Annotated in this window: 20 protein-coding genes and 1 pseudogene; 16 read left to right on the plus strand and 5 right to left on the minus strand. The window is 40.1% G+C overall.

The features are described 5' to 3' along the window. Positions 1–6 precede the first annotated feature (6 nt). The 6 genes and pseudogenes from alr (at position 7) to JZO83_RS02265 (ending at position 7670) form a co-directional block, all read left to right on the plus strand. Positions 7–1125: an alanine racemase gene (gene alr, locus JZO83_RS02240; protein ID WP_206854378.1), complete on the plus strand. Its 1119-nt coding sequence runs from the start codon at positions 7–9 to the stop codon at positions 1123–1125. 10 nt (positions 1126–1135) lie between these two features. After that, complete coding sequence (locus tag JZO83_RS02245) at positions 1136–1498, plus strand: type II toxin-antitoxin system PemK/MazF family toxin (RefSeq protein WP_206854376.1); 363 nt, start codon at positions 1136–1138, stop codon at positions 1496–1498. A gap of 581 nt (positions 1499–2079) precedes the next feature. Continuing rightward, positions 2080–4785 carry a YhgE/Pip domain-containing protein gene (locus JZO83_RS02250; RefSeq protein WP_207114889.1) on the plus strand — a complete coding sequence of 902 codons (2706 nt, stop codon included), beginning with the start codon at positions 2080–2082 and terminating at the stop codon, positions 4783–4785. Positions 4786–5087: 302 nt separating this feature from the next. Beyond that, positions 5088–6911: an APC family permease gene (locus JZO83_RS02255; protein ID WP_206854374.1), complete on the plus strand. Its 1824-nt coding sequence runs from the start codon at positions 5088–5090 to the stop codon at positions 6909–6911. Positions 6912–7081: 170 nt separating this feature from the next. Then, a pseudogene (locus tag JZO83_RS02260) lies at positions 7082–7302 on the plus strand (AbrB family transcriptional regulator). Further along, positions 7302–7670: a type II toxin-antitoxin system PemK/MazF family toxin gene (locus JZO83_RS02265; protein WP_207114890.1), complete on the plus strand. Its 369-nt coding sequence runs from the start codon at positions 7302–7304 to the stop codon at positions 7668–7670. Before JZO83_RS02260 ends, JZO83_RS02265 begins: the two are co-directional and overlap by 1 nt. A gap of 186 nt (positions 7671–7856) precedes the next feature. Here JZO83_RS02265 and JZO83_RS02270 read toward each other — a convergent pair whose 3' ends face one another. From JZO83_RS02270 to JZO83_RS02285, 4 genes are read right to left on the minus strand one after another with little or no spacing between them, the layout of a single operon-like run. Continuing rightward, a complete protein-coding gene (locus JZO83_RS02270) occupies positions 7857–8528 on the minus strand; it encodes an ABC transporter permease (protein WP_206854372.1) in 672 nt (223 codons plus the stop codon). Next, on the minus strand, positions 8525–9442 hold the full coding sequence (locus JZO83_RS02275) for an osmoprotectant ABC transporter substrate-binding protein (protein WP_206854370.1): 918 nt from the start codon (positions 9440–9442) through the stop codon (positions 8525–8527). Before JZO83_RS02275 ends, JZO83_RS02270 begins: the two co-directional genes overlap by 4 nt. Then, positions 9439–10080, minus strand: coding sequence for an ABC transporter permease (locus tag JZO83_RS02280; protein WP_206854368.1), 642 nt, complete (start codon positions 10078–10080; stop codon positions 9439–9441). The genes JZO83_RS02275 and JZO83_RS02280 overlap by 4 nt, the downstream gene beginning before the upstream one ends. Before the next feature lie 3 nt (positions 10081–10083). Then, positions 10084–11253, minus strand: a complete 1170-nt coding sequence (locus JZO83_RS02285) for a betaine/proline/choline family ABC transporter ATP-binding protein (protein WP_206854366.1) — start codon at positions 11251–11253, stop codon at positions 10084–10086. Positions 11254–11514: 261 nt separating this feature from the next. Here JZO83_RS02285 and queA point away from each other — a divergent pair, with 261 nt between their 5' ends. Both queA and JZO83_RS02295 read left to right on the plus strand, forming a co-directional pair. Next, positions 11515–12546 (plus strand): tRNA preQ1(34) S-adenosylmethionine ribosyltransferase-isomerase QueA, encoded by a 1032-nt coding sequence (queA, locus tag JZO83_RS02290; protein WP_207114891.1) that lies wholly within the window; start codon positions 11515–11517, stop codon positions 12544–12546. A gap of 572 nt (positions 12547–13118) precedes the next feature. Beyond that, the gene (locus tag JZO83_RS02295; protein ID WP_207114892.1) at positions 13119–15770 is read left to right on the plus strand and encodes a calcium-translocating P-type ATPase, PMCA-type; all 2652 of its coding nucleotides are present in this window, start codon (positions 13119–13121) and stop codon (positions 15768–15770) included. 76 nt (positions 15771–15846) lie between these two features. Here the strand turns inward: JZO83_RS02295 and JZO83_RS02300 are convergent, their stop codons facing one another. Continuing rightward, positions 15847–16539, minus strand: coding sequence for a DUF975 family protein (locus tag JZO83_RS02300; protein ID WP_206854357.1), 693 nt, complete (start codon positions 16537–16539; stop codon positions 15847–15849). A 207-nt stretch (positions 16540–16746) separates the two neighbouring features. On the opposite strand from JZO83_RS02300, the gene tgt reads away from it, so the two are divergent. From tgt to JZO83_RS02340, 8 genes are all read left to right on the plus strand, one after another. Beyond that, the gene (gene tgt, locus JZO83_RS02305; RefSeq protein ID WP_206854354.1) at positions 16747–17892 is read left to right on the plus strand and encodes a tRNA guanosine(34) transglycosylase Tgt; all 1146 of its coding nucleotides are present in this window, start codon (positions 16747–16749) and stop codon (positions 17890–17892) included. 93 nt (positions 17893–17985) lie between these two features. Next, entirely contained in the window at positions 17986–18363 is a 378-nt protein-coding gene (gene yajC, locus JZO83_RS02310) for a preprotein translocase subunit YajC (RefSeq protein WP_206854351.1), read from the plus strand. Between the two features lie 314 nt (positions 18364–18677). Beyond that, positions 18678–21275 (plus strand): bifunctional acetaldehyde-CoA/alcohol dehydrogenase, encoded by a 2598-nt coding sequence (gene adhE / locus JZO83_RS02315; RefSeq protein ID WP_207114893.1) that lies wholly within the window; start codon positions 18678–18680, stop codon positions 21273–21275. 235 nt (positions 21276–21510) lie between these two features. Next, a complete protein-coding gene (locus tag JZO83_RS02320; protein WP_207114894.1) occupies positions 21511–21765 on the plus strand; it encodes a hypothetical protein in 255 nt (84 codons plus the stop codon). A gap of 196 nt (positions 21766–21961) precedes the next feature. Further along, positions 21962–23068, plus strand: a complete 1107-nt coding sequence (locus JZO83_RS02325) for a glycoside hydrolase family 88 protein (protein ID WP_207114895.1) — start codon at positions 21962–21964, stop codon at positions 23066–23068. Between the two features lie 16 nt (positions 23069–23084). Next, positions 23085–24092, plus strand: a complete 1008-nt coding sequence (locus JZO83_RS02330) for a TRAP transporter substrate-binding protein (RefSeq protein WP_207114896.1) — start codon at positions 23085–23087, stop codon at positions 24090–24092. Between the two features lie 3 nt (positions 24093–24095). Further along, positions 24096–24575, plus strand: a complete 480-nt coding sequence (locus JZO83_RS02335) for a TRAP transporter small permease (protein WP_207114897.1) — start codon at positions 24096–24098, stop codon at positions 24573–24575. A 10-nt stretch (positions 24576–24585) separates the two neighbouring features. After that, positions 24586–25881, plus strand: coding sequence for a TRAP transporter large permease (locus tag JZO83_RS02340; RefSeq protein WP_206854330.1), 1296 nt, complete (start codon positions 24586–24588; stop codon positions 25879–25881). Positions 25882–25894: the final 13 nt, after the last annotated feature.

Here is a 25894-nt window from a genome sequence, read left to right on the forward strand (position 1 = left end):
AGAACAATGGTCATTGCTTGGCATCGTCCGACAAAAGCAATTATACATAAACAGGCAATTACAGAAAATGTAGCAAATGAAGTTGCACGCTTAAATGGGAAAGAATTGTTTGCTGTCGTAAAAGCAGATGGTTACGGTCATGGCGCAGTCGAAACAGCAGAAGCTGCGGAAAAAGGTGGAGCTACTGGTTTTTGCGTAGCTACTTTAGATGAGGGGATCGAGCTGAGAGAGGCAGGGTTCACACAACCTATTCTTGTATTGAATATGATTCCGATCGATGCGTTGACACTTGCAGTCATCCACGATCTATCCATTACTGTAGGAACCAAAGAATGGTTGCAAGCTGCAAATACTTATATGACAGAAAGACATCTAGAATATTTGTTGAAATTGCATTTGAAAGTCGATACCGGAATGGGGAGAATTGGCTTTCTCAACGTTGCAGAAGTCAATGAAGCAGTCGAAATGGTCCAAGATAGCCCAGTTTTAGAATGGGAAGGGATCTATACTCATTTTTCTACAGCAGATCAAGCAGATACAACTTATTGGGAAAAACAAAATCAAAAATTTGTTGAAATAATCGAAAGTCTACCCACTTTGCCACGATATGTCCATAGCAGTAATAGTGCCACTGCATTATGGCATGAACAAGCGACGGGCAATATGATACGATATGGGGTAGCAATGTATGGATTGAATCCATCCGGTCATGCATTAGAGGAAGTCTATCCATTACAACCAGCACTTGAACTTGTTTCTGAATTGATCCAAGTGAAAGAACTGCCAGCTGGAGAAGGCGTAGGGTATGGAAAAACCTATACAACTTCAGATTCAGAATGGATCGGGACTGTTCCGATCGGCTATGCAGATGGTTGGTTACGAAAAATGCAAGGCTTCTCATTATTAGTGGAAGGCGTCTATTGTGAAATTATTGGACGAGTATGTATGGATCAATTGATGGTCCGTCTACCTTATCAACTGCCAGTAGGAACGAAAGTCACGTTGATCGGAAAAAATCAACAGGCTGAAATTACGATGCAAGATGTAGCAGATCAATTGGGTACGATCCATTACGAAGTCGCGTGTGTGCTAGGTCCCCGTATACCTAGAGAATATCAAGAGTGAGGAGAGGCGTATGGTAAAAAGAGGAGATATTTATTTTGCTGATCTTTCTCCGGTGGTAGGATCAGAACAAGGTGGGACAAGACCAGTCTTAGTGATTCAGAACAACTTAGGGAATCATTTCAGTCCAACGGTCATCGTGGCAGCAATCACTGCGAAAATGGCGAAACCTAAATTGCCCACACATATAGGAATCAAAGCGACCGGAACCGGAATTGAAAGAGACTCAGTCATTTTACTTGAACAAATCAGAACGATCGATAAATCCAGATTAAAAGAAAAGGTCTGTCATTTAGAACGATCGATCATGTTAGACGTGGATCGTGCATTGAAAATCAGTATTGGAATCGAAGCACTTGTCCCAGTTTCAAAATAAAAGACAAAAACAGCACGTTCATACATATAAAATAGCACCGTGTGTTTAGTCAATCATGAGGTTATGACTGAGGTATTACTTTTGGAACACCATTTATCCTGCTTTAGAGGGCGTAAGACAGCGAATGTCATAATCCTTAGAAAAACAAACAAGAGGAACTTCAACGGCAAAGATCATCTTAGCGATTTATGCTGGCTGTTGTGCCTCTTTTTGCGTGCGTGATTCTTTTTGCCAAATTATCAGTTTCACAGAATGATTTCGCCTTTTAAATAACTGAAGTTATCTATAGAAGGGAAGAATCTATGTTTATAGGTAACCAATTTAGACAAAAAAATTGGAAACTATGGTAAGCTTTTTATAACAATTAAGTTTGCTCACGTATAGGCAAAAAATTTTATGCAAGGACGACGAAACTTGATAATCAATAAGGGGAGTTTAAGTATTTATTAAGCGAGAGATAACAATATTCGGACAGTTTGATTTAACTGTCAAAAAATTAGTTACCAAGCTGAAAATAGGATTGAAAATCGTATGGTTTTCATGATAAAGTGATGCAGCTGGAACAAAAAAAGGTGATGAATATGAAATCAATAAAAAATACAATAAACTTATATGTACTTGATTGGAAACGAATTTTTAAAAATCCTGTTGCGACGCTTTTGATCATCGCAATCATGATTATTCCTTCCTTGTATGCTTGGTTCAATATCAAAGCATTATGGGATCCATATGGAAATACTGGAGAACTGCCGATTGCGGTATATAGTGCAGATAAACCTGCTGAATTTCAAGGGGAAGAAGTAGCTATCGGAAAAGAAGTGCTGAAGTCGCTTCACGAAAATAAAGACCTTGGCTGGCAATTCGTTGACTCGAAGAAAGAATTGGAAGACGGCGTGCGCTCAGGAGAATATTATGCTGGTATCTATTTGCCAGAGAATTTTTCGGAGGACTTACTAAGCTTCACGAGTGGGGATATCCAAAAACCAAAAGTCGAATATACAGTCAATCAAAAAATCAATGCGATTGCGCCAAAAATCACTGATAAAGGGGCAACGACGATCCAGTCACAAATCTCAAGTGAATTTATTAAGACAGCGAGTGAAACGCTACTAAAAGTATTCAATGAGATTGGCTATGACATTGACTCTAACCTCGTAAGTATCAATAAAGTAAAATCAATGATTTTATCGACAGATGAAAACTTGGATACGATCGATGGTTATACGCAACAAGTACTTGATCTACAAAAACAGTTACCTGATATTAAAAATAAGCTAGAGAAGGCAGATGAATTTGTCGCATATTTACCACAGGTGGATGAAATGGGACAAAAAGTCGTTGAGTTGAACGATAAAATGCCGGAATTAAAAGAACAAGCGAAATTGATCCTTGATTTGCAAGAAAAAATCCCAGAGATCCAAAATGCGGGACGACAAATCGCTGAAATCGATAATGATTTTGCATCGATCGAAGAAACGATGAATCAAGGAATCGAGGAAGCAAAACAAGGATTGACGATCATCCAACAAGTCCAAGACATCTTACCTGATGTGAAAAATTTAGAATCGCAAGCGCAGAATCTAGCAGCTGATACGAAATCGGGTGCAGAACAACTCAAAGAAGCAGTCCCAGGAATCACGACAAGCGTGAAGACAACGTTAGACGCGATTGGGCAAGTAGCAACGACGACTAGTTCATTAGCGCAAACGATCGAAACAGCTGTAGAAGATGGACAACTAACAGATGAAGAAAAAGCAAATATCAATAACTTGTTAACTAATTTTATCAATGGTATTACAGCACAACAACAAGCAACGGATAAGTTGATTTCATTTTTGGAAGATCTACAAGCGAACGCTGGAAATACAAAACTACAACCGATTATTGATACGTTGAAGAGTGTAAAACCAGCATTAACTGATTTGCAAAATCGTTTAACACGATTAAATGAAGCTGTTCAGGCTGGGGATGTTTCTCAAGTTACGAAACTTTTACAAGAAATTAGAGATGCTGCTAATTCTGTCAACGGCTTGATCAATAGTATCAATGTTGACGAAGTCAGCACAACCGTTCAATCGATCTTGACACAAGTGATCGATACGATCAGTACCGCGCAAGGGGCATTGAGTAAAGCGGACCAAATCGACTTTGATTCGCTATTAAGCTCAACGAAAGAGACAGTGACCAATGCGGTAGAGATATTAGAGAAATATCAACAAGAAATGCCTGCGATCGGTCAAGAGATCCATGATGCGAATACCATGTTAAATGACAATATGGAAACGATCGTGAATGGCATCAATAAAGGAGCCGACCTATACAATAATGACTTACCTGTATTACAAGAAAAACTTGGTTTAGCTGCTGATTTTATCCAGAATGATTGGCCAACGATCAAAAATGAAATCAATAGTACGATGACCACAGTCAACGATAAAATGCCGGAAGTTGAAACAGCAGTGAATGCAGCGGCAGACTTGATCACGAATGACTGGCCGAACATCAAAGCTGGCATCCAAAAAGCAGCTGATGCGATCCGTAAAGGGGAAGAAGAAGTCGATCTTGGGGAAGTCATCAAGCTCTTGAAATTAGATGCGACAAAAGAGAGTGATTTCTTTACGATGCCTGTAGAATTGCAGACAAATTCATTGTATCCAATCCCGAATAACGGATCTGCAAGTACACCGTTCTATACTGCTTTATGTTTGTGGGTAGGCGCGGTCTTGCTCTCAAGTGTTGCTACGACGGATTATTATTTAGATAAAAAAGCACGCAAAAACTATACAAAACGTGAACAGTTCGGCGCGCGCATGTTGACTTTCTTGACTATGGCAATTGCCCAAAGCTTGATCGTTACTTTAGGGAATATGTTCTTACTTGGTGTGTACGTCGTCAACCCAGTCTATAGCGTACTGTTTGCGGTGTTGATCGCTTTGTCATTTATGATGATCGTATACGTGTTAGCAGCACTGTTTGATAATGTCGGAAAAGGGATAGCGATCATCATACTTGTCCTATCGATCTCTGGTGGTGGCGGAAACTATCCAATCCAAGTGTCAGGAAAATTCTTCCAAATGATCAATCCATTCTTACCATTTACTCATGCAGTCAATCTATTGCGTGAATCGGCTGGTGGGATCTATTGGCCAAATGCGACACATGCGATTTTGATTTTAGTGGGCATCTTTATCGTGGTAGGGATCGTTGGAACAGCATCCTATCCATTTGTCAGTGAAAAAATGAAGAAATTCAAAGAAGCTGCGCATGAAAGTCGGATTTTCCATTAGAAAAAACTGCAACACTAAATTAGTTACGCATAAAGATTTTTATGGCTTGATTTAAAGCAAAGACGGGTTTAGGATAACGTTATTTTCCTAAGCTCGTCTTTCCTCTATACAAGAGCCAACAAGTGATTGATTGATGGGAAACGATTGAAAAATGAATTAAAAAAAATTGGTTATTTTCTATCGATATTTTTTCCGAATTTTGTTGACATTTAAAGGTCAAGGGCGTACTATAACATCTTGTTTACTATAAAAAAAGACACCTGTAATTCAAAGGGGAAAAGGTGTGTAAAGGAGCATAGAAATTGGATTACTTAAAAAGGTTGTTAGTAGGTAAGCCATTGAAATCGGCCGAAAACGATGACCATAAATTAACAAGGTTTGCCGCGTTAGCATTATTATCTTCCGATGCGTTGTCATCAATTGCATACGGAACAGAACAAATCGTTGTGGTACTCGTTGCGTTATCTGCTGCTGCGATCTGGTATTCATTGCCGATTGCTGCGTTTGTCATTATTCTATTGATTTCATTAACACTTTCTTATCGGCAGATCATTCACGCTTATCCACACGGTGGTGGGGCTTACGTTGTTAGTAGTGAGAACCTCGGTAAAAATGCGGGGTTGATTTCAGGCGGGTCCTTATTGATCGATTATATGCTGACTGTTGCGGTTTCCGTGTCAGCCGGTGCAGAGGCGATTACTTCGGCTATTCCTGCTCTATATGGGCATCAAGTAGCGATTTCGGTGACTATCGTCCTCTTGTTGATGATGTTGAACTTACGTGGACTGAGAGAATCAGCTTCATTCTTGCTGTTTCCAGTCTATACATTTATTCTCGTCATCTCCTTATTGATCGTTGTTGGTTTATTCAATATCGTGACTGGTGCTGTACCGTTACAAGCGACAGCTCTTCCAGGCGCAGTTGTTCCTGGAGTATCGGTAGCCTTGATTTTACGAGCATTTTCTTCTGGTTCTTCTTCATTGACTGGCGTAGAAGCAATCAGTAATGCAGTGCCGTTCTTCAAGAAGCCACGTGCGAAAAATGCAGCAATGACTTTGACGATGATGGCATTGATCTTAGGCTTCTTTTTTGTAGGGATCACGTTTATCAACTATTGGTATGGGATCGTTCCTGAAAAAGAAGTGACTGTTCTTTCTCAAATCGGTCAAGCTGTGTTTGGGCATGGAATCTTGTATTATATCTTGCAATTTGCGACAGCCTTGATTTTGGCGGTTGCAGCAAATACAGGTTTCTCTGCTTTTCCAGTTTTAGCGTATAATCTAGCAAAAGATAAATTTATGCCTCATATGTACCAAGATCGTGGAGACCGTTTAGGCTATTCGAACGGGATCATCACCCTTGCGTTAGGTTCTATCGTGCTCTTGTTTATTTTTAATGGTTCTACGGAACGATTGATTCCATTGTATTCGATCGGTGTCTTTATTCCTTTTGCGTTATCGCAAACAGGAATGGTCATCAAATGGAAGAAAGAGGGCAAAAAGTGGTTGACGAAATCCATTGCGAATATTACTGGAGCATTCATCTCTTATGCTATCATCGCAATTTTATTTGTTTACCGCTTAGGAGATATTTGGCCATTCTTCATCATCATGCCGATCGTCATGTTCGTGTTCTATAAAATCCATGATCATTACCAAAAAGTAGCGGAACAGCTCCGTTTAGAAGATGAAGTGAATTTGCATGAATATGAAGGGAATACAGTCTTGGTGCTTGTAGGAAATGTTACACGTGTAAATACGGGGGCATTGAATTATGCACGTTCAATCGGTGATTATGTCGTTGCCATGCACGTATCGTTAGATGAGGATATCGAAAAGGAAAAAGAAATCCAAGCAGAATTCAAAAAGCATTTTCCAGACGTTCGTCTTTCAATCGTCCATTCGTCTTATCGTTCGATCCAAAACCCGATTTTGCGCTATGTTGATCTAGTCAGCAAAAATGCGGCGAAACAAAATTACACGACGACAGTGTTGATTCCACAATTTGTACCAAATCGCAGATGGCAGAACATCTTGCATAATCAGACGAGTCTAAGATTACGTTTACGTCTTTCTTGGCGTGAGAATATCGTTGTAAGTACGTATAGTTATCATCTGAAAAAATAAGCACATGTGATATAGAGACAATTCTTTGACCTTAGAACAGTATTTTGGTGTTCTAAGGTCTTTTATGGTTATGTGATATTGGAGTGGGGGTTCAATTTAACCGCAAATGTATTCATGTTATATTTATTTTTTGTTTATAGTATGATGATAATAGATAGGAGGCGAAAATTATGAAGACTAGGAAACAAGGGAATGCGATTGTTTTGACTGTGCCTACTAAATTTGGTATAGAAGAGAATGTTGAGTACATTGCTGTTAAGGGGGAAGACGATACAATCACGTTTATAAAAAAGAAAAAAATATTTTTGATGAAGCATTTGAAAATGATGAAACAATTGATGCAAGTGCTAGATTTCCTGAGGATTCACTTGTAGGAAAGGAAATTATTTAATGGTATATAATATTAATGGCTATACGCCTAAACAAGGAGATTTCGTGATTATTAATTTCAATCCTAGTATGGATAGAGAGATTAAAAAAAGAAAACCTGCAATTGTTGTCAGTGCGAACCATTATAATGCAGTAACAGGGATGTGTGCGGTTTGTCCATTTGCTAATACGAAATATAAAAACTATATTGCATTAGATAAGAGTCATAAACTACAAGGATATATCAATCCTTTTCAAATCAAAACATTTGATTTTATGGAAAAGCAGAGAAATGTACGCTTTGTAGAGAAAGCCACTCTCGCTGAGTTAGGTGAAGTGGCACAAATCATTGATATGGTGTTTGATTTTTTATCATTATTGTCAGAGTAAGTAGCAACTCATTTATTTATAGTTTATATAGAACTTTACATACCAGAAGATTTAGTCAATGATTATCAATCTGAATTTCAGTAAAAAAACACCACCAAATCAAGCGTTTATTTCTTGAACTGGCGGTGTTTTCAATTGTTTAAAGATAGAAATCTATTGGGTTCAATTATGCATTCTCTATGTTTATCATCTTGAATGCTTTGCCGCGGGGTCTAAACGGCGTTCGATGATCCCTAAGACCCAGTCGGTGATAATGGCCATAAAGGCTGTTGGCAAGGCGCCAGCTAAGATGATGGAAGTACCATCTGTGGCATTCGTTCCACGAATGATGATATCGCCTAAACCGCCTGCACCGACAAATGCACCGATGGCTGTGATCCCGATAGCAACTACTAAAGCATTTCGAATACCTGCCATAATAACAGAAACAGAAAGTGGTAGTTCGACCATAAAGAGTCGTTGACTGGCAGTCATCCCCATCCCTTTGCCGACATCAAGGATATTTTTGTCGACTTGGATCATCCCTGTGTACGTGTTCTTGATGATCGGTAGTAGCGAATACAAGAAAACTGTAACGATCACGACATTTACTCCTAAACCTAACCCGATCATCAAGATCGAGATCATGGCTAATGAAGGAATCGTTTGAATTATATTGGCAAAGCGAATCACCCAGTTAGCTAATTTCCGTTTTCTCGAAATAAGAATACCGATGGGAATGCCGACGATTGCCGCAAAAAGTACACCGTAGATCGAAATGAGAAAGTGACGGAGAAATTGCGAAAAGACGTACGTGCCATTCTCTTGAAAATAATAGATAAATTGTTGGAACCAATTCATGTTTTCCATCGTCATCACTCCCCTCCAAAATAATGGTTTTCTTTTAAAAAGCGCTCTGCGACGACAGAAGGCTCAACCAAATTATTATCTGCTTCATAGTTCAATTGTTGCATTTTTTCTGTGCTGATCGTGTTGCCTAACCTTGAGAGTGCTTCTTCTAAACCTGGTGTGTCTTTCAAAAGTTGATTGTCTACAACCGGTGCAGCATCATAAGGTGGAAAGAAGCTCAAATCATCTTCTAGCATGACGAGATCATAACTAGCGATACGACCGTCTGTTGAATACCCTAAAACGATATCCATTCGCCCAGCTTCTACAGCATCATAGACCAAACCAATCTGCATTGGTAAGATGGAGTCAAATGAAAAGCCATACGTTTCTTGGAAGCCGTCATAGCCATCTCCTTTACGATTGATCCATGAAGTATCGACACCGGCAACAAGTTCGTCGGCGACATTCTTCAAGTCACTGACTTTTTTTAGATTGTATTTTTCCGCCGTATCTTTACGGACAAGAAAAACATACGTATTCTCAAAACCATAAGAAGGGAACCATGTTTGGTTGTATCGTTCTTCAAATTCACGTTTCACGATATCAAACGCTTTTGCGGGATCTTTTTCAGGTGGCAGATTAAGGGTAGTCGTCAAATCTGTCCCTGTATAGCGCGCGGCAGAAATCGAAGCATCGCCATTGATCATCGCTTGGTGATTGATCGTTGTCGTTGCTAAGTTATTGATGATCGTCGTATTTTTTTCCGTATAGTGTTCGATCATCCCAGCAACGATACTTCCGAGGATCTGAGCTTCAGAAGTGATCCCGCCAGTGATAGAAATCGTATCTTCATCCGTATTACTGGCTAATCCTGGGAAGGAACAACTTGCCAGTAGCAGGACGGTCATTACGAGTATGAGACTATTTCTGATGCGTTTCATTCGTCATTCTCCTCTCTCAATGCGATCGGAGTTAACCGATTTTCTAAGAAACCTAGTAGGAAATCCGCAAGCAAAGCCAAAATCGTTACAGGGATCGTTCCAGCAAAAATCAAATCGGGCTGATAATTATTCAAGCCACTAAAAATCAAGTCACCTAAACCACCTGCACCGATATAAGAGGCAAGTGTTGCCCAGGCGATGACATAGACAGCAGCTAAACGGATGCCTGCCATGATCGTCGGCATAGCGATCGGCAACTCAACAGAAAAAATCGATTGAACATTCGTCATGCCCATGCCTTTTGCGACATCGCGGTAATTCCAATCCACGTTCTTCATCCCGATATACGTATTTCTTAAAATGGGTAAAAGAGAATAAATGAATAGGGCAATGATTGCAGGGACTTTTCCGACGCCAAATAAAGGAATCATAAGTGCCAATAGTGCAAGAGAGGGGACTGTTTGCAACGCACTGGTCAAACCAATGACGATTGTTGCGATTTTAGGAAAACGCGTCAAAAGAACACCTAAGGGAACAGCAACGGCAATCCCAATGATCAAAGCAATTGCTGAAATATAGAGATGTTCAAGACTTTTTGAGACGATCTCCGCGCCATGTTGTTGGAAAAATTCGGCCATTGGTCAGACCTCCTTTGTTTCGGGCGGCGTACCAATTGCATCTGTGATAGATGGTTCTTCACCCCAGATCACGTCATAGACGATGTCTACAAGCGATGCTCGAGTTAAAATACCGACGACTTTATTTTGTTCATCGACTACTGGTACATATTTCAGACCACGTTTTAAGATTCGTTGGAGCGTATCACGCAAGTAAGCAGATTGTTTTACATAGAAAACATCTTTATTCAAAATATCGCCAACACTCGAAACTTTCCCACGTTTTTTATCAATCGTTTCAACATCGATAAATCCTTTTAAAGTATTTGAATTATCAGTTACTAAAAGGGTGTCGACACGTTTTTCACGCATGAGCTTGATCGCTTCTTGCAATGATTTTTCGGGAGTGATCGTAATGGCTTGGTTCAACATGACTTCGCCCACTTTTGTCGTATCTGGTTTCGCTTGAAGCAAACGATCTTCACCAATCAATTCCTCGACAAATTCATTGGCAGGATGACGTAAAATATTTTGTGGCGTATCAAATTGAATCACTCGACCTTCACTCATGATGGCGATGCGACTGGCTAGTTTGATTGCTTCGTCCATATCATGTGTGACGAAGACGATTGTTTTCCCTAAACGTTCCTGCAAGTCTTTGACTAAGTCTTGTAAAGAATCTCTTGTAATAGGGTCTAACGCGCCAAAAGGTTCATCCATCAAGATAATGTCTTGATTCGCTGCTAACGCACGGACGACACCGATACGTTGCTGTTGACCACCAGATAACTCATGAGGGTACCGATCAAGCATCTCACGTGGAAGCTCAACAAGATCAATCATTTTTTCGGCTGTTTTGTTGCGTTCTTCTTGGCTGACCTTCAATAGCTTTTGGACAAGCGTGATATTTTCTCGAATCGTCATGTGGGGCATCAAGCCGATGCTTTGAATCACATAGCCGATTTGTCGGCGGAGTTCAACGGGGTTGATTTCTTGGATCGACTTGCCATCAATCAAAATTTGACCTTCAGTCGGATCAGTCATGCGGTTAAGCATACGCATCGTCGTTGTTTTTCCGCTACCACTCGTACCGATGAAACAGATGAATTCACCTTTTTCAAAAGAAAGGTTGACGTCCTCAACTGCGATTTTTCCACCTTTATAAATTTTTGATACATTCTGAAATTCAATCATACTGCACCTCTTCTTTTCTTTTTACATAAAGAATGTTCTTATATTAGTATGCCTAAAATAACTAAGGAACACAAATTTGATGATTTATTTATTAGGCAAATAACTAAATTAATAAGGTATTTTTGATTCTGTAGATAAAATATATCTGAAAAGATAACGTAATTTATTATAAAAGAATGGATTAAGACTATTTTTGCTTTTTGGCATTGTCAGCATAAAATGGTAAAATGAAAGAGCGAAATAGAGAAAGTGAGTGACGATATGTTAACAACAGAAGATTTCGATTTTGAATTACCCGAAGAATTGATTGCCCAAACACCATTGAAAGACCGTGACCATTCCCGTTTACTTGTAGTGGATCGCCAAACAGGTGAGCTGGCGGATAAACATTTCCATGAGATCATTGACGAACTAAATCCTGGCGATGCGCTAGTGATGAACAATACTCGCGTATTACCGGCTCGTTTATATGGAGAAAAAGTAGAAACTGGCGCGCATTTAGAAGTGTTGCTTTTGACCAATACGGAAGGCGATACGTGGGAGACGTTGATCAAACCTGCTAAGCGTGCCAAAGTAGGGACTGAGATCACTTTTGGCGATGGTCGCTTAAAAGCAGTCGTTAAGGAAGAACTCGATCATGGTGGACGGATCATTGAATTTGCTTATGAGGGGATTTTCTTAGAAAATCTAGAAGCACTTGGTGAAATGCCATTGCCACCTTATATCAAAGAACGTTTAGAAGATCCAGATCGCTACCAGACAGTTTATGCGGAAGAAAATGGCTCAGCAGCTGCACCAACTGCGGGGTTACACTTTACGACAGAATTACTAGACGAAATCAAAGAAAAAGGGGTAGAACTTGTCTATTTGACACTCCATGTCGGTCTTGGTACTTTCCGTCCAGTGAGCGTCGACAAGATTGAAGAACATCAAATGCACAGTGAGTTTTATCGTTTGACCGAAGAGGCAGCTGAGCGCTTGAATCAAGTGCGTCAAAATGGCGGGAAAATCGTGGCAGTAGGAACGACTTCGATCCGTACACTAGAAACGATTGGCACTAAATTTGATGGTGAGATCAAAGCAGATAGTGGCTGGACTGATATCTTTATCACGCCAGGTTATGAGTTCAAGGTAGTTGAAGCCTTTTCTACGAACTTCCACTTACCAAAATCAACTTTAGTCATGTTAGTGAGTGCGTTTGCCGGGAGAGAGCTAACGCTTTCTGCCTATCAGCATGCCATTGATGAACGTTATCGTTTCTTCAGTTTTGGCGATGCGATGTTTGTGAAGTAACTCAAAGAAATAAAAAAGACCCCGACTCTCGATTAGTCGGGGCTTTTGTGCTTCGGAAGGAAACAAATAAATAGAATTAGTGTAACTTTCCATGGAACATGCAAAGTACGGTGTTGAATTTCTTCTTGATAAACAAAAAATCTTGTTTTCTTTACATCTTCAACAGTTGAATCATCTCTTGTTCCTATTCAATTTTCAGATGTTCATGTTATTTAATTGTTACGTATCCCACTACTTCTTTTTTTGAACGATTCTCGTTTCAAACAGTCATACGCATTCACTATTTATAATGGTTACTTCACATGCTCTTTAAGGTGAAACTTGTACTTCTAACAACTTTGTTTGCTTATACTACTCTATCGAGAAATTCTTCTATCTATTTGTTTTTTCCTCCTTCCTTATGGTTAAATCATACCATGTTTTGGTAGCGCTTGCAAGAGGTAAGGGTCCTTTATTTTAAAATTTTTCTCTACATATATATATGCGATATAGTTGAATTAATTAAAAAAATGATGTTATACTAAAATCGTACGTTAACATAACGTTCATTTTTAAAAGAAAGGGAGTATAGGATGGATAGTTACAAAAAAACAATAGAAGAAATAGCAGAAGAAACAAAAGTAGATATAGATCAAGGGTTGTCGATGAGTGAAGCAAAGGAACGAAGTCGGCAACAAGGAAAAAATCAATTCGAAGAAGCCCCCAAAGAATCACTCTTCAAAAAATTTATACGAAGTCTTTCAGATTTTACCACAATTGTTTTATTAGTTGCCGCAGTCATTTCATTTTACACCGCATTTGCAACAGAACATGGAGACCTATTCGAAGGACTCTTGATCATTGCGATCGTTATTATCAATTCAGTTCTAGCTATCGTTCAAGAAGGGAACGCAGAAAAAGCATTAGAATCTCTCCAAGATATGAATAAACAAACCGCTACGGTCCTTAGAGATGGGAAAGTAGAAAAAGTAGATGCTGAAAATTTAGTCGTTGGAGATGTGCTGATTTTAGAATCAGGATCAGCGATTGCAGCAGATGCTCGTTTAGTAGAAACATCACAATTACGCGTAGAAGAATCAGCTCTAACCGGTGAAAGTGAGGCTGTCGAAAAAGACGCAGGTTACATAAGTCAAGAAGATGACTCTCTCGGTGACCAATTAAACATGGTCTTTAAAGGCTGTACCGTTGCCGCAGGTCGTGGTAAAGCGATCGTTACAGCAATCGGTATGCAGACTGAAATGGGTAAAATCGCCGGATTATTAAATGACCATACAATGCAGAAAACACCACTGCAAGTTCGCTTGAACCAACTAGGAAAACGAATCAGTGTGATTGCGTTAGCAGCGGCTGCCTTAGTCTTTTTGATTGGTGAACTTCAAGGTGAACCATTACTTGAAATGTTCATGACTTCGATTTCATTAGCTGTTGCTGCTGTACCAGAAACATTAACTGTCATTGTTACGTTGACACTTGCCTATGGTGTGCAGAAGATGGCGAAAAAACATGCCATTATTCGTCAGTTACCAGCTGTTGAAACACTAGGTACTGCGAATGTCATCTGTTCGGATAAAACCGGTACTTTAACACAAAATCGGATGCGTGTCCGTCGTGTTTGGAGTAAAGAAGATGAAGTGACAGACGTCGAAGATTCGATGACAAATAGCGCGATGGAAATTTTAAAAATGGCTGCTCTATGTACAGATGTGACCGTTGAAAAAGAAGACGACGAATTGATCGTCAAAGGGAATCCAACGGAAGCCGCAATCGTACGTGCAGTCGAGGAAAACTATCATACAAAAGAAGAATTAGAAGAAAAATACCCAAGGATCGATGAACTCCCATTCGACTCTGATCGCAAAATGATGACGACGGTCCATGAAATGGGCGATAAATATATCTCTATTACAAAAGGCGCTTTTGATGTCTTGGCATCAAGATTTACATCAGGGGACGTTGAGCAAGCTGAAGTGGTCAATGACCGCTTTGGGAAACGTGCATTGCGTGTGATTGCAGTAGGTTATCGAACATATGACGAAAAACCACAAGAAATCACTTCTGAAGCCTTAGAAAAAGAGTTGAGTTTGATTGGCTTGATCGGTATGATCGATCCGCCACGTCCAGAAAGTAAAGGGGCGATCAAACGTGCGAAGAAAGCTGGGATCAAAACTGTCATGATCACTGGGGATCATGTGGTAACAGCGAGTGCAATTGCGAAAGAATTAGGGATTTTGACCAATAGTAACGAAGCACTTTCAGGTGCTGAACTTCGAGCATTATCAGATGAAGAATTAGACGAACGTGTCAAAGATCTTTCTGTTTATGCCAGAGTAACTCCGGAAGATAAGATCCGGATCGTCAAATCATGGCAACGTACAGGTGCTGTGGTCGCAATGACAGGTGATGGGGTAAACGATGCGCCAGCTTTGAAAGCAAGTGACGTTGGGTGTGCCATGGGAATCACCGGTACTGATGTGGCGCAAAGTGCCTCTGACATGATTTTGACTGATGATAACTTTGCGACGATCGTTGATGCAGTTAGTCAAGGACGTTCCGTTTATCAGAATATCCGTAAAGCAATCAACTTCTTGTTGAGCTGTAATATTTCTGAGATTTTTATCGTATTGATTGCCATGTTAGTTGGTTGGGGCGCTCCATTTACCGCTGTTCAATTATTGTTCGTTAATGTGGTAGCGGATGGCTTGCCAGGGTTTGCTCTTGGTAGAGAACCAGCAGAAGAAGGCATCATGAATGAAGCACCAATTCCTAAAAATGAAGGAATCTTCGCGCGTGGTCTAATGAAGAAAATCGCCATCAATGCAGGAATATTCACGGTAGTCACTTTATTCGGTTACTACTTAGGAAGCTTCGTGGATACGATCAGCCCTTGGGTCGATGCCAGTCAAGAAGTCGGACAAACTGTAGCATTTCTAGTGTTGGCTTACTCTTCGATCATCCATGTCTTTAATGTTCGTAGTAGTCAATCGATCTTCAAAGTGAACTTAGCAACGAATAAATCGTTAGTGGAAATGGCGATTCTCTCAGTTCTAATCACGTCAGCAGTTGCTTTATTACCATTCACGCAAGAATTATTTGGTTTAGTTCATATTAGTTTGAATCACTGGTTCTTAGTAGGGATCTTGTCAATCGTACCGATCGCAGTTAATGAATTGATCAAATTCCACCAATTACCAGAAGCAGATGAGCTAGAAGAAGCGGACGCATAATATTCGTTCTTTGCGTTTATTTTCCAACAAAAAAAGAGGCGGAATTTTTTCCGACCTCTTTTTTAGTGGAGTATACTTAGATATTTTTTGGCAATTGATTATAAAAAGCCGCTTTTGTCGCGCTGATGTAAGGATTCAACCATAGATAGCCGATACCTAATGTTGCAAGTGCTAAGATATGCCAACCGATAAATGACAAGTCTAACCAGAAAAGTTTGCCTTTGTAGCCATCCATCAATTTTCGACTAGCAGTGATCGTATCTAATACTTTTGGTTTTTCGCCAGTTTCCGTCACGATATCATAGTAGATAAAGTAGCTTTGTGAGTAAGAGTAACTTTTAATGATTCCAGGAATAACAAGTAACAATGCCCATAAAGAAGTAAAGATCGTTGTTAGTAAAGCTAACAAGATCACGCCACCAAAGAACATTCCTGAGAAACCGCGAAACGCATCTTTGAATGGTTCGATTTTCGTTCGTTGTCCACGTAAAATGTCTAGGTAGGTCCAAGAGATCCCGCTCATGAATAGTGCAGTGATGATACTAGAAAATAGACCGGTTCCAGAGCCACCACTACTTGTATTTGTCGCTTCCTCCATCATTGTAGCTGTATCAGGCATACTTGCGACAAGTAGTGCGATTGGAAGAACAAGAATCATAACAAGTGCAATTGCAATTAAAGATGGAATTAAATTTAATAAAATTGCTTGCCCCCAACGTCCCTTTAAGCTATCTTTTGCCTGTTGTTTTAATTCACCAGAAGATACCATATTTTCCACTCCTTTTTTTTGATAGTCTTAGTATATCAAAGAAGAACAGATTTTGCTGTAGGAAACATCTATCGTTATTGAAAGGTTTACAAAAAAAGTAGATTAAAAAAATCTGTGGAGAAGGAGAAGCTCTTGCAAAAAGTAGTTGAAAAGATTATGATGGTGGGAGTTGCAAACGTGATTATATAAAAGAAAGTAGGGAATTGAATGACAGAACCTGCCATTCGTTATCGTTTAATAAAAAAAGAAAAACATACGGGTGCCCGCCTGGGTGAATTGATTACACCTCATGGGACATTTCCGACGCCGATGTTTATGCCAGTCGGTACATTAGCTACCGTTAAAACTATGGCTCCTGAAGAACTAAAAGAAATGGGTGCTGGCGTCATTTTGAGTAACACCTATCATTTATGGCTTCGCCCTGGAGAAGATCTGGTGGAAGAAGCTGGTGGTCTGCATAAATTCATGAATTGGGATCAGCCGATTTTGACGGACTCTGGTGGTTTCCAAGTCTTCTCATTAAGTGATATGCGTAATATTGTTGAAGAAGGCGTTCACTTTAAAAACCACTTAAACGGATCAAAAATGTTCTTATCTCCTGAAAAAGCAATCAATATCCAAAACAAATTAGGCTCCGATATCATGATGAGTTTTGATGAATGTCCACCATTTGACGAGAGCTACGATTATGTGAAAAAGTCAGTTGAGCGGACTTCTCGCTGGGCAGAACGTGGATTGAAAGCCCATGCGAATCCAGATCGTCAAGGGTTATTCGGTATCATCCAAGGTGCTGGATTTGAAGATCTTCGTAAACAAAGTGCAAAAGACTTGATCAGTATGGATTTCCCTGGCTATTCAATTGGGGGCTTATCTGTTGGCGAACCAAAAGCTGAGATGAATCGTGTGCTAGAATTTACAACACCATTGATCCCCGATCACAAACCACGCTACTTGATGGGCGTAGGTGCTGCGGATTCATTGATTGATGGCGTGATCCGCGGAGTGGACATGTTCGACTGTGTGCTACCGACGCGAATCGCTCGAAATGGGACATGTATGACTTCACAAGGACGTTTAGTCGTGAAAAATGCGCAATATGCCCGTGACTTCCGCCCAATCGATGAAAAATGTGATTGCTATACTTGTAAGAATTACACAAGAGCTTATATCCGCCACTTGATCAAATGTGACGAAACATTTGGTATTCGTCTAACGTCTTACCATAATCTATACTTCTTGTTGAATTTGATGAAACAAGTACGTCAAGCGATCATGGATGATAATTTGTTAGAGTTCCGTGCTGCCTTTTTTGAAGAGTATGGCTTCAATAAAGAAAACGCGAAAAGCTTCTAGTAGGATTCGTGAAATTTAGCTAAAAAACTAGTTTCTAGTGCGGTTTTCTGATAAAGTGTTTAGTGTAGATATTTAGTTAGTGAGGTGAAAAAAATGGGTTCATTACCAATGTTAGTGATGTTCGTTGCCCTATTAGGGATGTGGTTCTTTATGTCACGTACACAAAAGAAACAACAACAAGAACGTCAAAATTTGCTTGATAGTATGAAAGCTGGCGATGAAGTAGTCACGATCGGCGGACTTCATGGCGTGGTCTCAGAAATCGACGAAACAAACCGTACTGTTGTTTTAGACTGCGAAGGCATCTTTTTAGAATACGATCGAGCAGCAATCAAAACGGTAAAACCAGGGACAGGCGCGATGACAAGTACACCAATCGCACCAGTAGAAGAACCGACAGAACCAGAAGTAACTGAAACTGTTGAAGTTCCAGAAACACCTGAAGAGAAAAAAGAAGAAAAAGAATTATAGGAACCAGTTGTTTTAGACCCGTGGGCTAAACGTTCAAGGAGCTAGGCAATTCTTTAGCAAAAAAGACTGATCGTCATGTTTATCTCGTGTGGAGATAAGCTGGCAACCAGTCTTTTTTTTGAATTTATGAAAAAATTCACTTACTTCATAATGAAAGAATAGTTGATGTTCTGCCGAGTTGAATGGTTGATTTTTTAAAGAAAACATAACTGTGAAAAAAATCACAAAAAAAGTATTTACATCGAAAAGAAAGTATTGTATGATGTGTATGTGAAATAATTAACAAATTACCATGACTCAGTAGGAGGAGCATAATGGCTAAAATAATTGAAAAAGAAGAGACGAAAACTGTTGATGTACAAGCGATGATCGACGATTTGGCGACAAAAGCAAATGTTGCGTTGAAAGAAATGGAAAATTTTGATCAAGAAAAAGTGGACCACATTGTGCATGAAATGGCAATGGCTGCATTAGATCAGCATATGCCTTTAGCAAAAATGGCGGTTGAAGAAACTGGCCGTGGAATCTATGAAGATAAAGCAATCAAAAATATGTATGCTTCAGAATATATCTGGAACAGCATCAAATATGATAAAACTGTCGGAGTGATCAATGAAGATACACAAAAAGGATTGATTGAAATCGCTGAACCAGTCGGTGTTGTTTGTGGGGTAACACCAACAACGAACCCTACTTCAACAACGATCTTCAAATCAATGATCGCTTTGAAGACAAGAAACCCGATCGTTTTTGCTTTCCATCCAAGCGCTCAAAAATGTTCTGCTGAGGCAGCAAGAGTCGTTCGTGATGCAGCAATCGCGGCAGGTGCACCAGAAAACTGTATCCAATGGATCGAGTATCCATCAATCGACGCGACTTCTATGTTGATGAACCACCCAGGAATTGCGATCGTATTAGCAACTGGTGGATCAGGCATGGTAAAATCAGCTTATTCAACTGGTAAACCAGCTTTAGGTGTAGGACCGGGTAACGTTCCTGCTTATATCGAAAAAACAGCAAAAGTAAAACGTGCAGTCAATGACTTGATCGTATCTAAAACATTCGATAACGGAATGATCTGTGCTTCTGAGCAAGCGGTCATCGTAGACAAAGAAATCTATGCAGCCGTAAAAGCGGAATTCCAAGCGCATCAAGTTTACTTCGTTAAACCAGCAGAACTTTCAAAACTAGAAGATGCTGTGATGAATGAAGGAAAATATGCTGTAAACCCAGCAATCGTTGGACATTCAGCAATGGATATCGCAAAATTAGCAGGTATCAAAGTGCCTGAAGGAACAAAATTATTAGTGGCAGAATTAGAAGGCGTAGGTCCTGAATATCCACTTTCACGTGAGAAACTTTCACCAGTTTTAGCAATGGTCAAATCAAACAGTACAGAACATGCCTTTGAATTATGTGAAGGAATGTTGAATCTTGGTGGATTAGGACATACAGCTGTCATCCATTCAGAAAACGAAGATTTACATGTGCAATTCGGTCTACGCATGAAAGCTTGCCGTATCTTAGTCAACACACCATCAGCAGAAGGCGGAATCGGAAACATCTATAACGAAATGATTCCATCATTGACACTAGGTTGTGGGTCATACGGAAAGAATTCTGTTTCAAGAAACGTATCAGCAGTCAACTTAATCAACGTCAAAACTGTAGCGAAACGGAGAAATAACATGCAATGGTTCAAATTACCACCAAAAATCTTCTTTGAAAAGAACTCTTTGCTTTACTTGGAAAAAATGGAAAATGTGGAACGTGTCATGATCGTTTGTGACCCAGGTATGGTCCAATTTGGCTACTGCGACACAGTAAGAGAAGTATTAGCACGTCGTAAAAATGATGTGAAGATCGAGATCTTCTCAGATGTTGAGCCAAACCCTTCAACAAACACAGTTTATGCTGGAACAAAAATGATGGCGGACTTCAAACCAGATACAGTGATCGCTCTTGGTGGTGGATCTGCAATGGATGCGGCGAAAGGCATGTGGATGTTCTATGAGCACCCAGATACTTCATTCTTTGGCGCAAAACAAAAATTCCTAGATATCCGTAAACGTACGTACAAAATCGACAAACCTGAAAAAACACAGTTTGTATGTATCCCAACAACATCAGGAACTGGTTCAGAAGTAACACCATTCGCAGTAATCACAGATAGCGAAACACATGTGAAATATCCATTAGCTGACTACGCATTGACACCAGATGTGGCAATCGTTGACCCACAATTTGTTATGTCAGTACCAGCTTCTGTTACAGCAGATACAGGTATGGACGTATTGACACATGCCATCGAATCTTATGTTTCTGTCATGGCTTCTGACTACACTCGTGGTTTGAGTTTACAAGCAATCAAATTAGTCTTTGACTACTTGGAAAAATCAGTGAAAACACCTGATATGGAATCACGTGAGAAAATGCATAATGCGTCAACAATGGCTGGTATGGCCTTTGCAAATGCCTTCTTAGGAATTTGTCACTCAGTTGCGCATAAAATCGGTGGAGAATACGGTATTCCTCATGGACGTACGAATGCGATCCTATTACCGCATATCATCCGCTACAATGCGAAAGACCCGCAAAAACATGCAATGTTCCCTAAATATGACTACTTCCGTGCGGATACAGACTACGCAGATATCGCGAAGTTCTTAGGCTTGAAAGGGAAAACAACAGCAGAGCTTGTGGACGCATTGGCAACAGCTGTTAGCGACTTAGGAAAAGCTGTCGGTATCGACATGAGCTTGAAAGCACAAGGTGTGACTCAAGAAACATTAGATACAACAGTTGATCGTATGGCTGAATTAGCTTACGAAGATCAATGTACAACAGCGAATCCAAAAGAGCCATTGATCAGCGAATTGAAACAAATCATTATCGATGCATATAATGCATAATTCATAACTAAAAGTTGTCCCAACAACGGATCAAGCATGAGAGAATCGTCTCACTTGGTCCGTTGTTTTTTTACTTTTAGTCAGAGGTGGAAAAAAGGGAAGAACTTCTGGGAAAGCTAGGCAGTTCATTACATTTTTTTCCTGAATTTTAAAAAAAGAGTATTAGATTATTGGAATAATAAGTCGTTCATGAATGCGCTGTGCTACTATTTTTCTATATAAAGGAGATGAGCGCTTGAAAAAATATTTGTTTAGTTTGTTGTGTGCATGTATCGTTTCTCTCGGACTATCCTTTCTTTTAGAACGAGAGACCTTACGTAACATTGGGATCGGTTTGCTCTTAATCGGTATTGCGCTTTCCGGAACAGCAGTGTCAGGCGATCGGATGCGGGCGAATCAGGAAAATAGCGAGTTGGGTTTTCGTAAGAACTACTTTTGGTTTCCGTTACTTGCTTGTCTGCCATTTTTTATGGTGTATACTTTTTTATAAAGGGTGATTCTAAAGCCATGACGAGAGGCAAGCGTCATGGTTTTTGTTTTGTTCGCGCTTTTTTGGTCAAATTCATTAATAATGTTGTTATGTCAATTTTAGATAGTTTTTGTTCAAACGATGCTATTTATTGAGAAAGCGTTTACTGATATATTAACAACATAGAATGAAAGCGATTTAAAAAGGAGCGAAACAAATGATCATTAAAGAAAAAATATTTGTGGAAAAAGAAGTAGTGGAGAAAACGATTGATCGATTAGTCGAGAATTTGACGACGATCAAAGATGATTCAGGTGAATTTTTATTGGATTTTGATGGGCTGAAGGTGGACGACAAAAGTTGGACAGTGTGGAATTGGCCTCAAGGTGTAGGGTTGTATGGCATCTATAAAAATTATCAGCTGACTAAAAATCCTCGTGCAGTGGAAGTAGTGAATGAGTGGTTTGAGGCACGGATGCAAGAGGGCGCACCGCCAAAGAACGTCAATACGATGGCACCGATCCTTACGATGGCGTATTTATATGAAGAGACGCAAGATACACGTTACTTGCCTTATTTGCAACAGTGGGCGGAATGGGTCATGCATGATATGCCAAGGACGGAAGAAGACGGGTTACAACACGCTACATATGGTCCGGAAAATAAGAATCAATTATGGGACGATACATTGATGATGACTGTTTTGCCATTAGCAAAAATCGGTAAGCTTCTGGATCGTCCAGAATACTTAGAGGAAGCTAGATATCAATTTATGATCCATATCAAATACTTGATGGATAAACGTACAGGACTGTGGTACCACGGATGGACATTTGAAGGAAACCACAATTATGCGGAAGCATTTTGGGGGCGTGGAAATTGTTGGTTGACCATTGCGATTCCTGAAATCATCGCGATTCTTGAATTGAAAGAAGGAGATGCTTTCCGTAAATTGTTGATCGAAACACTAGAAGCACAAGTGCAAACCTTGGCAGAATATCAATCAGAAAGCGGCTTATGGCATACCTTGATCGATGATCCAACTTCTTACGTAGAATCATCTGCGACAGCAGGGTTTGCTTACGGTATTTTAAAAGCGGTACATGAGCGCTATTTGCCAAAAAAATATCTAGAGACTGCGTACCGTGCGATCCAAGGGTTACTTGATCAAGTTGATGAAACTGGTGAAGTGCAAAATGTTTCCGTAGGTACAGGAATGGGTGATGATTTGGAGTTTTATCGTACGATTGGAAAGACTGCGATGCCTTATGGGCAGTCATTACTTGTTTTGTGTCTGACAGAATTGCTTGTATCGTATTGTTAACTGAAAGGAGAAATACATGAAAAAAACACTTGCTTTTGCTTTGCTAGGAATTATCGGTTTGAGTGGTTGTGGTAGTCAGTCAAGTGTCGGTACTGTGGCAGAAGCGGAAGAGCAGATCACGTTACGTTTTGCCTATGCCAGTAATAGTCAGCCAGTAATCGATGCGATGAATAAATTCGGAGAGTTAGTCGAGGAGAAAACAGACGGTTCTGTCACAGTAAAATATTTCCCTGATGGTCAGTTGGGAGGCGAACGTGAGTTGATCGAACTGACACAATCCGGTGCGATTGATTTTACGAAAGTCAGTGCTTCAGCATTAGAAAGCTTTTCTAAAGTCTATTCGATTTTTTCAGTTCCTTACTTGTTCAATGATGAGCAACATTTCTTCAATGTCATGGAAAATGAAGAAATCATGCAGTCTATCTATGAATCAACATCCGATCTAGGTTTTTCTGGTCTCACCTATTATGATTCCGGACAACGTAGTTTTTATATGGTTGATGGACCGATCCATACACCCGATGATTTAAGAGGAAAAAAAATTCGAGTGATGCAAAGTGAAACAGCCATTCGAATGGTGGAATTATTAGGTGGCTCGCCTGTGCCGATGGGAAGTGATGAAGTGTACACTTCGCTACAGTCAAACTTGATCAATGGCTCAGAGAACAATGAGTTTGTTCTATATACAGCAGGACATGGCGGTGTAGCAAAGTATTATTCTTATGATGAGCATACCCGCGTACCAGACATCATCATTATGAACGATGCGATCAAAGAACGTTTGACTGCGGAACAACAACAAGCAATCGATGAAGCAGCAAAAGAATCCACGGTTTTTGAAATCGAAGCCTTTGCTCAAGCGATTGAGGAAGAAAAGAGGCTAGCAACCGAAGAATACGGCGTTCAGTTCAATGAAGTAGACAATGCGCCATTTCGTGAAGCCGTCGCACCGCTGCATGATGAATTCAAAAATAATCCGGACTTTCAAGCACTTTATCAAATGATCCAAGAAGAAGGGGTGTAACAGATGAAAGCAGTAATGAGTCGACTGTTGGAACTAGTAGGAGCGTGTCTGCTGATCAGCATGATCGTGATTGTTTTGTGGCAAGTTTTTTCACGAACGATTTTAGGGAATCCCAATACAGTAACGGAAGAGTTAGTGCGTTTTGGACTAGTTTGGTTTGCCATGCTTTCTTCTGCCTATGTTGTTGGTCAAAAAGGTCACTTAGCGGTCACTTTGCTGAGTGAGAAACTAACTGGTAAAAAAGCCAATGTATTGGAAATCGTCGTTCAGTGTCTATTTTTGGCTTTTGCCGTAACAATCATGGTTTATGGTGGTTGGAATGCCGTCACGTTGACAATGGGACAAATTTCGCCGTCATTAGGTATTCCGATGGGCTATGTCTATTTATCGGTCCCAGTCTCAGGTGTGTTGATCATCATTTATAGTTTGATCAATTTGCTTGAGGCAATGAATGGGAAATCTGTCGTTCAGGAAAAAGGATAGGGGGAATTTGATGGCTTTAGAAGCAGGTGCAATTTTATTTTTTGTTTTTGTCTTTTTGTTGATCGTTGGCATGCCGATTGCAATCAGTATTGCTTTTTCATCGATGGTCACATTGTTATTAGTGATACCTTTTGACGTATCAGCGTTTAGTTCTGCACAAAAAATGGTCGGTAGTATCAATAGTTTCTCGCTGATTGCCATTCCATTTTTTGTTTTTTCGGGAATCATAATGAATCATGGTGGGATCGCCAAGAAATTAGTTGATTTTGCCATGTTGTTCGTTGGACGAATCCCAGGCTCTTTAGCGCATACGAATGTTTTAGGAAATGCGTTGTTCGGTTCGATCTCCAGTTCAGCGATTGCTGCGTCGACAGCGATTGGTGGGGTGTTGATCCCACAACAAGTAGAAGAAGGCTATGACCGCAAATTTGCGACAGCCGTTAACATTGCTTCAGCACCTACAGGGATGGTGATTCCGCCAAGTACTGCGTTCATCATGTACTCTCTAGTCGCCGGAGGAGCTTCAATTTCCGCTTTATTCATGGGCGGTTACCTTGTCGGGGCACTGTGGTCGCTAGGGATCATGTTGGTTGCATTTGTGGTGGCGAAGAAAAATAAGTATCCGACAGTCCAAAAAGGGCAAGGGAAGCAAGTTGGCAAAGTGTTAAAAGAAGCGATCCCAAGCTTGGCGTTGATCGTGATCATCATCGGTGGTATTTTGACTGGGATCTTTACGGCGATTGAAGCATCAGCGATTGCCGTATTGTACTCCTTATTGATTTCCTTGTTCTACTATAAGACGGTGAAAGTAAAAGATATACCTAAGATGTTGGTCCAATCTGTCGCGATGTCTGGAACGATCATGTTTTTATTAGCAACGTCTTCCATGATGTCTTTTGCGATGGCATTTACAGGGATACCTCAAGCAATCAGTAGTTTGATCATTGGGGTCACTGATAATCGATTCATTATTTTATTACTGATAAATATCATTTTATTACTTGTTGGGATGTTTATGGATGTCGCTCCAGCTATTTTGATCTTTACGCCGATTTTCTTACCGATTGCGACAAGTGTTGGCGTCGATCCGGTACATTATGGACTATTTTCAATCATGAATCTGTGTGTTGGCTCGATCACTCCGCCAGTTGGGACAGGTCTTTATGTAGGTGCAAGTGTCGGTGGTGTGAAAGCAGAAAAAATGTTGAAACCATTGTTACCATTTTATGGTGTCATCTTAGCTGTTTTATTTTTGATTACGTATTTCCCGCAAATCGTGATGTGGCTGCCGGATCTTTTAGGATAAAGGGGGAGAAAGG

The organism is Enterococcus sp. DIV1298c, assembly GCF_017316315.1.
GTDB classification, from domain to species: domain Bacteria; phylum Bacillota; class Bacilli; order Lactobacillales; family Enterococcaceae; genus Enterococcus_B; species Enterococcus_B mangumiae.

Coding starts and splice junctions, on each gene's coding strand:
- alr (WP_206854378.1), top strand. CDS start 7: ATGGTCATTGCTTGGCATCGTCCGACAAAAGCAATTATACATAAACAG.
- JZO83_RS02245 (WP_206854376.1), top strand. CDS start 1,136: ATGGTAAAAAGAGGAGATATTTATTTTGCTGATCTTTCTCCGGTGGTA.
- JZO83_RS02250 (WP_207114889.1), top strand. CDS start 2,080: ATGAAATCAATAAAAAATACAATAAACTTATATGTACTTGATTGGAAA.
- JZO83_RS02265 (WP_207114890.1), top strand. CDS start 7,302: ATGGTATATAATATTAATGGCTATACGCCTAAACAAGGAGATTTCGTG.
- JZO83_RS02275 (WP_206854370.1), bottom strand. CDS start 9,442: ATGAAACGCATCAGAAATAGTCTCATACTCGTAATGACCGTCCTGCTA.
- JZO83_RS02280 (WP_206854368.1), bottom strand. CDS start 10,080: ATGGCCGAATTTTTCCAACAACATGGCGCGGAGATCGTCTCAAAAAGT.
- JZO83_RS02285 (WP_206854366.1), bottom strand. CDS start 11,253: ATGATTGAATTTCAGAATGTATCAAAAATTTATAAAGGTGGAAAAATC.
- queA (WP_207114891.1), top strand. CDS start 11,515: ATGTTAACAACAGAAGATTTCGATTTTGAATTACCCGAAGAATTGATT.
- JZO83_RS02295 (WP_207114892.1), top strand. CDS start 13,119: ATGGATAGTTACAAAAAAACAATAGAAGAAATAGCAGAAGAAACAAAA.
- JZO83_RS02300 (WP_206854357.1), bottom strand. CDS start 16,539: ATGGTATCTTCTGGTGAATTAAAACAACAGGCAAAAGATAGCTTAAAG.
- tgt (WP_206854354.1), top strand. CDS start 16,747: ATGACAGAACCTGCCATTCGTTATCGTTTAATAAAAAAAGAAAAACAT.
- yajC (WP_206854351.1), top strand. CDS start 17,986: ATGGGTTCATTACCAATGTTAGTGATGTTCGTTGCCCTATTAGGGATG.
- adhE (WP_207114893.1), top strand. CDS start 18,678: ATGGCTAAAATAATTGAAAAAGAAGAGACGAAAACTGTTGATGTACAA.
- JZO83_RS02325 (WP_207114895.1), top strand. CDS start 21,962: ATGATCATTAAAGAAAAAATATTTGTGGAAAAAGAAGTAGTGGAGAAA.
- JZO83_RS02330 (WP_207114896.1), top strand. CDS start 23,085: ATGAAAAAAACACTTGCTTTTGCTTTGCTAGGAATTATCGGTTTGAGT.
- JZO83_RS02335 (WP_207114897.1), top strand. CDS start 24,096: ATGAAAGCAGTAATGAGTCGACTGTTGGAACTAGTAGGAGCGTGTCTG.
- JZO83_RS02340 (WP_206854330.1), top strand. CDS start 24,586: ATGGCTTTAGAAGCAGGTGCAATTTTATTTTTTGTTTTTGTCTTTTTG.